This window comes from Streptomyces albidus (ex Kaewkla and Franco 2022) (assembly GCF_013870515.1).
Lineage (GTDB): Bacteria > Actinomycetota > Actinomycetes > Streptomycetales > Streptomycetaceae > Streptomyces > Streptomyces albidus.
Map to the genome: position 1 here is coordinate 1 of NZ_JACBXA010000345.1, position 4,876 is coordinate 4,876.

General features: G+C 67.7%; 4 protein-coding genes. 2 read left to right on the plus strand and 2 right to left on the minus strand.

Going from position 1 to position 4,876, the window contains the following annotated elements; genetic code table 11:
- The first annotated feature begins 461 nt into the window (after nt 1-461).
- Both H5J26_RS28420 and H5J26_RS28425 read left to right on the plus strand, forming a co-directional pair.
- Nucleotides 462-1,160 (plus strand): PadR family transcriptional regulator, encoded by a 699-nt coding sequence (locus H5J26_RS28420; protein WP_181768835.1) that lies wholly within the window; start codon nt 462-464, stop codon nt 1,158-1,160.
- A 50-nt stretch (nt 1,161-1,210) separates the two neighbouring features.
- A complete protein-coding gene (locus tag H5J26_RS28425) occupies nt 1,211-2,293 on the plus strand; it encodes an inositol-3-phosphate synthase (protein WP_181768836.1) in 1,083 nt (360 codons plus the stop codon).
- 197 nt (nt 2,294-2,490) lie between these two features.
- On the opposite strand, the gene H5J26_RS28430 is transcribed toward H5J26_RS28425, so the two are convergent.
- Together H5J26_RS28430 and H5J26_RS28435 are read right to left on the minus strand one after the other, a co-directional pair.
- The gene (locus tag H5J26_RS28430) at nt 2,491-3,522 is read right to left on the minus strand and encodes an alanine racemase (protein ID WP_181768837.1); all 1,032 of its coding nucleotides are present in this window, start codon (nt 3,520-3,522) and stop codon (nt 2,491-2,493) included.
- A gap of 93 nt (nt 3,523-3,615) precedes the next feature.
- Nucleotides 3,616-4,734, minus strand: a complete 1,119-nt coding sequence (locus tag H5J26_RS28435; protein ID WP_181768838.1) for a lipid II:glycine glycyltransferase FemX — start codon at nt 4,732-4,734, stop codon at nt 3,616-3,618.
- Nucleotides 4,735-4,876: the final 142 nt, after the last annotated feature.

The window sequence follows — 4,876 nt, forward strand, 5'->3', positions numbered from 1 at the left end:
GCCGTTGCCGGGTGACGGCGGCGGCTGCGCTGCGCGCCGGCCGCGCCCCTGTGGCGGCTTTCGACGGTGCTCGCTCATGGAACAGCTACTCCTCGGGCAGGCGCTCTCGCCTGAAGGTGGCAGTTGACGTCTGGTCCCCCCGAGCACAGCCTGCCGACACTGAGCCGGCCGGCCGCACTGCACCCAGGACGATGACGCGCGCGCGCGTCTTTTGGTTCCCGGTGGTGGTCTGCACGCGCACAGACTACGCAGCTCCAAAACATGCCTTAGCCTGCATTCCGGCCAATCCAGGCAAGTTGACTGCTGCCAATCGGAGATGTGAGTCCCTTCACCCGCTTCCCCCTTGTTGCTTCACGTCCCTCGGCCTATCGTTCTGATGTATCGAGCCGATACATCAGCGCGTCATAGACGCGAGTTGGGGCGACGGTCGGCCGGCAGACGTGAAGAGGGGGCGGTGAAGCATGAGCAGACGCTCCGGCGTTCTCGAGTTCGCCGTACTCGGTCTGCTTCGCGAGTCACCGATGCACGGCTATGAGCTGCGGAAGCGGCTCAACACATCGCTGGGCGTCTTCCGCGCCTTCAGCTACGGAACGCTCTATCCCTGCCTCAAGACCCTGTTGCAGCGAGGGTGGTTGACGGAGGAGGGGAACCGTCCGGCGGAGGACCACGAACGCGAGGCGCTGTCGGCTTCACTGGGCGGGCGCCGGGCGAAAATCGTCTACCGGCTGACGGCCGAAGGAAAAGAACACTTCGAGGAACTTCTTTCACAGACCGGTCCCGATGCGTGGGAGGACGAACACTTCGGTGTCCGTTTCGCCTTTTTCGGGCAGACCTCGCGCGATGTTCGGATGCGCGTGCTGGAAGGAAGGCGAAGCCGTCTGGAGGAGAGGCTCGCGAAGATGCGCGCCTCTCTGGCCCGTACCCGGGAACGGCTCGACGACTACACCCTCGAACTGCAGCGCCACGGCATGGAATCCGTGGAGCGCGAAGTCCGCTGGCTCAACGAGCTCATAGAGAGCGAGCGGACGGGGCGCGGCAGGGGGGAGGACCGGGAAGGGATCACCGACCCGGAGTCCCGGCCGCGCCGTTCAGGAGAAGCGGGAGGCCGGTCGCGGGACGAGGGGGACACCCCGCCCGATCCGTCCGAGGACACCGCATGAGGCCCGTTCGGAACGCGGCCTCAAACGATCACAAACAGGGAGCAACCGGAATGGGTTCGGTTCGTGTAGCCATCGCCGGCGTGGGCAACTGCGCTGCCTCATTGGTGCAGGGCGTCGAGTACTACAAGGACGCCGACCCGGGCAGCAAGGTGCCTGGCCTGATGCACGTCCAGTTCGGCGAATACCACGTGCGGGACGTCGAGTTCGTCGCCGCATTCGACGTGGACGGCAAGAAGGTCGGCCTCGACCTGGCCGACGCCATCGGGGCGAGCGAGAACAACACCGTCAAGATCTGCGACGTGCCGCCTTCGGGCGTCTCCGTGCAGCGCGGCCACACGCTCGACGGGCTGGGCAGGTACTACCGCGAGACGATCGAGGAGTCCGACGCCGCACCCGTCGACGTCGTGCAGGCTCTGCGGGACGCCGAGGCGGACGTACTTGTCTGCTACCTCCCCGTGGGCTCGCAGGAAGCCGTCGAGTTCTACGCGCAGTGCGCCATCGACGCGGGCGTCGCCTTCGTCAACGCGCTCCCCGTCTTCATCGCCGGCACCAAGGAGTGGGCGGAGAAGTTCACCGAGGCCGGCGTGCCGATCGTCGGTGACGACATCAAGTCCCAGGTGGGCGCCACCATCACGCACCGCGTCATGGCCAAGCTCTTCGAGGACCGAGGCGTCATCCTGGACCGCACCATGCAGCTGAACGTCGGCGGCAACATGGACTTCAAGAACATGCTGGAGCGGGAGCGGCTGGAGTCGAAGAAGATCTCCAAGACCCAGGCCGTCACCTCCCAGATCCGTGACCGCGACATGGGCGCGGACAACGTGCACATCGGCCCCTCCGACTACGTGGCCTGGCTCGACGACCGCAAGTGGGCCTACGTACGGCTGGAGGGACGCGCCTTCGGTGACGTGCCGCTGAACCTGGAGTACAAGCTCGAGGTGTGGGACTCGCCCAACTCGGCCGGAGTCATCATCGACGCGGTGCGCGCGGCGAAGATCGCCAAGGACCGGGGCATCGGCGGCCCGATCCTCTCGGCCTCCTCGTACTTCATGAAGTCGCCGCCCGTGCAGTACTACGACGACGAGGCCCGCGAGATGGTCCAGTCGTTCATCGACGGCGACGTCGAGCGCTGAGAACGCCCGGGGGGCGGGGGTGCCTGCGAGGCGCCCCTGTCGCTCCGAGGTCCGCCGCGGTGGCAGCGTGCCACCGCGGCGCGGACTCCATGCCGGTGCGCTTCATGCCGGCGCGAGCGCGGCCGACGCGCGCCCGCCGCCCGCCTCGTGCCCAAGTCCGGCGTCAAAAGAGGCACTTGGGCACGGCGACCGCGGCCTCAGTGGTCGACCGTACGGTCCACCATCGTCGTGGTGTGCCGCAGCTGCGCGGTCAGCTCCTCACCGACCTTCGGCTCGGAAGCCTCGGACGGCACGAACAGGATCGACATCTGCATGTGCGGCGGTTCCGCGAACCACCGCTGCTTGCCGCCCCACAGGAACGGCGAGAGGTTCCGGTTCACCGTCGCCAGACCCGCACGGGCCACGCCCTTCGCCCGCGACGTCATGCCCTGAAGGGCCTTCGGCGACTCCAGCCCGACGCCGTGTGAGGTGCCGCCGGCGACGACCACGAGCCATCCGTCGCCCGGAGCCTTCTGCTGCCGGTAGCCGAACCGGTCACCCTTGGCGACCGGCGTGACGTCGAGGATCGAGCCGCGGTACTCCGTCGCCGTGTGATCCCCCAGCCACAGCCGCGTGCCGATACGTGCCCTGAAGTTCGTGCGGGGGAACTGCTGTTGGAGCCGCGCGAACTCGTCCGGCCCCAGATGGCTGACGAACATCGTGTCCAGCGGAAGCCGTGCGGCGCGCAGGCGGTCCATCCAGCCGATGACCTCCTCCACCGCGTCCGAACCGTCCGTGCGGTCCAGCGGCAGGTGGATCGCGAAGCCCTCCAGCCGCACCTCGTCGATCGCGCTGTGCAGCTTCGGCAGATCCGCCTCGGTGACGCCGTGGCGCTTCATGCTGCTCATCACTTCGATGACGACCCGCGCACCGCGCATCAGTCCGACCCCCTCCACCGAGGAGACGGACCGGATGGCGCGGTCGGGCAGCGGCACCGGCTCCTCGTCCTTGCGGAAGGGGGTGAGCACCAGCAGGTCGCCGCCGAAGAAGTCCTTCATGCGGGCGGCCTCGTAGGTCGTCCCGACAGCCAGGACGTCGCTGCCGAAACGGGTGGCCTCGTCGGCCAGCCGCTCGTGACCGAAGCCGTAGCCGTTGCCCTTGCAGACCGGGACGATCCCCGGGTACCGCTGGATGACCGACTGCTGGTGCGCCCGCCAGCGATCGGTATCGACGTAGAGGGTGAGCGCCATGGCCGGTAAGGCACCTTTCTTTCGGGTCGTCTCGGTCTCCTGAGACTCTCGTCCTGCCTCCTGAGACCCCTCGTGTGCGCGGAGGGCCGCGCCTCAGCGACGCGACATGTAGATGTCCAGCGCCTTGTGCAGCAGCTTGTTGAGCGGGAAGTCCCACTCGCCGAGGTACTCGGCTGCCTCTCCCCCGGTCCCCACCTTGAACTGGATGAGTCCGAAGAGATGGTCGGTCTCGTCCAGAGAATCGCTGATGCCCCGCAGGTCGTAGACGCTCGCACCGAGCGCGTACGCATCCTGCAGCATCCGCCACTGCATCGCGTTCGACGGACGTACCTCACGCTTGTGGTTGGCGGAGGCGCCGTAGGAATACCACACGTGGCCGCCCACGATCAGCATCGTCGCCGCCGCGATCCGCTCGCCCTCGTGCTCGGCGAAGTACAGCCGCATGCGGTTGGGGTCCTCGGCGTTGAGAACCTTCCACATCCGCTCGAAGTACGCCTTGGGGCGCGGCCGGAACTTGTCGCGCTCCGCCGTGATCTCGTACAGCCGCTGCCAGTCGTCCAGATCCTGCAGGCCGCCCTGGAGGACCTGGACGCCTGCCTTGTCGGCCTTCTTGATGTTGCGCCGCCACAGCTGGTTGAAGCCCTTGTGGACCTCCTCCAGCGAGCGCCCCTCCAGCGGCACCTGGAAGACGTAGCGAGGCTGGACGTCACCGAACCCGGCGCCGCCGTCCTCGCCCTGCTGCCAGCCCATCCTCCGCAGCCGGTCGGAGACTTCGAAGGCACGGGGCTCGATGTGCGTCGCCTGCACGTCCCGCAGCCGCTTCACGTCCGGGTCCTGGATGCCCCGCTTGATCGCCGGGGCGTCCCAGCGGCGGATCACCACGGGCGGGCCCATCTTCACCGAGAAGGCGCCCTGCTGCTTGAGATGCGCCAGCATCGGCCGCAGCCACTCCTCCAGATGCGGCGAGAACCAGTCGATGACCGGGCCCTCCGGCAGGTACGCGAGATACCGCTTGACCTTGGGAAGCTGCCGGTAGAGCACCAGACCCGCACCGACCAGTTCGCCGTCGCGGTCGAACCAGCCCAGATTCTCCGAGCGCCACTCGCCCTTCACGTCCGCCCAGGCAGGCACCTGACAGTGACTCGCCGACGGCAGGCTCCGGATGTACGCCAGATGCTGCTCACGGCTGATGGTCCTCAGGGTCAGACTCATGCGGGACGCTCCTCCGGCGCAGGTAAGTAACTCGCCGCGAAGCCTACTGTGCGTCCGCTCAACAGCACTGCCTGCGCCCCGCACCTGGCGGGACGAGCGCGGCGGCTTCCCTCAGGTGCACGGGAAGCGGCGGCACGCTCGT

What these genes read in the sequence shown, in the direction of transcription:
- H5J26_RS28420 (WP_181768835.1), top strand. Translation starts at nt 462, where the DNA reads ATGAGCAGACGCTCCGGCGTTCTCGAGTTCGCCGTACTCGGTCTGCTT.
- H5J26_RS28425 (WP_181768836.1), top strand. Translation starts at nt 1,211, where the DNA reads ATGGGTTCGGTTCGTGTAGCCATCGCCGGCGTGGGCAACTGCGCTGCC.
- H5J26_RS28430 (WP_181768837.1), bottom strand. Translation starts at nt 3,522, where the DNA reads ATGGCGCTCACCCTCTACGTCGATACCGATCGCTGGCGGGCGCACCAG.
- H5J26_RS28435 (WP_181768838.1), bottom strand. Translation starts at nt 4,734, where the DNA reads ATGAGTCTGACCCTGAGGACCATCAGCCGTGAGCAGCATCTGGCGTAC.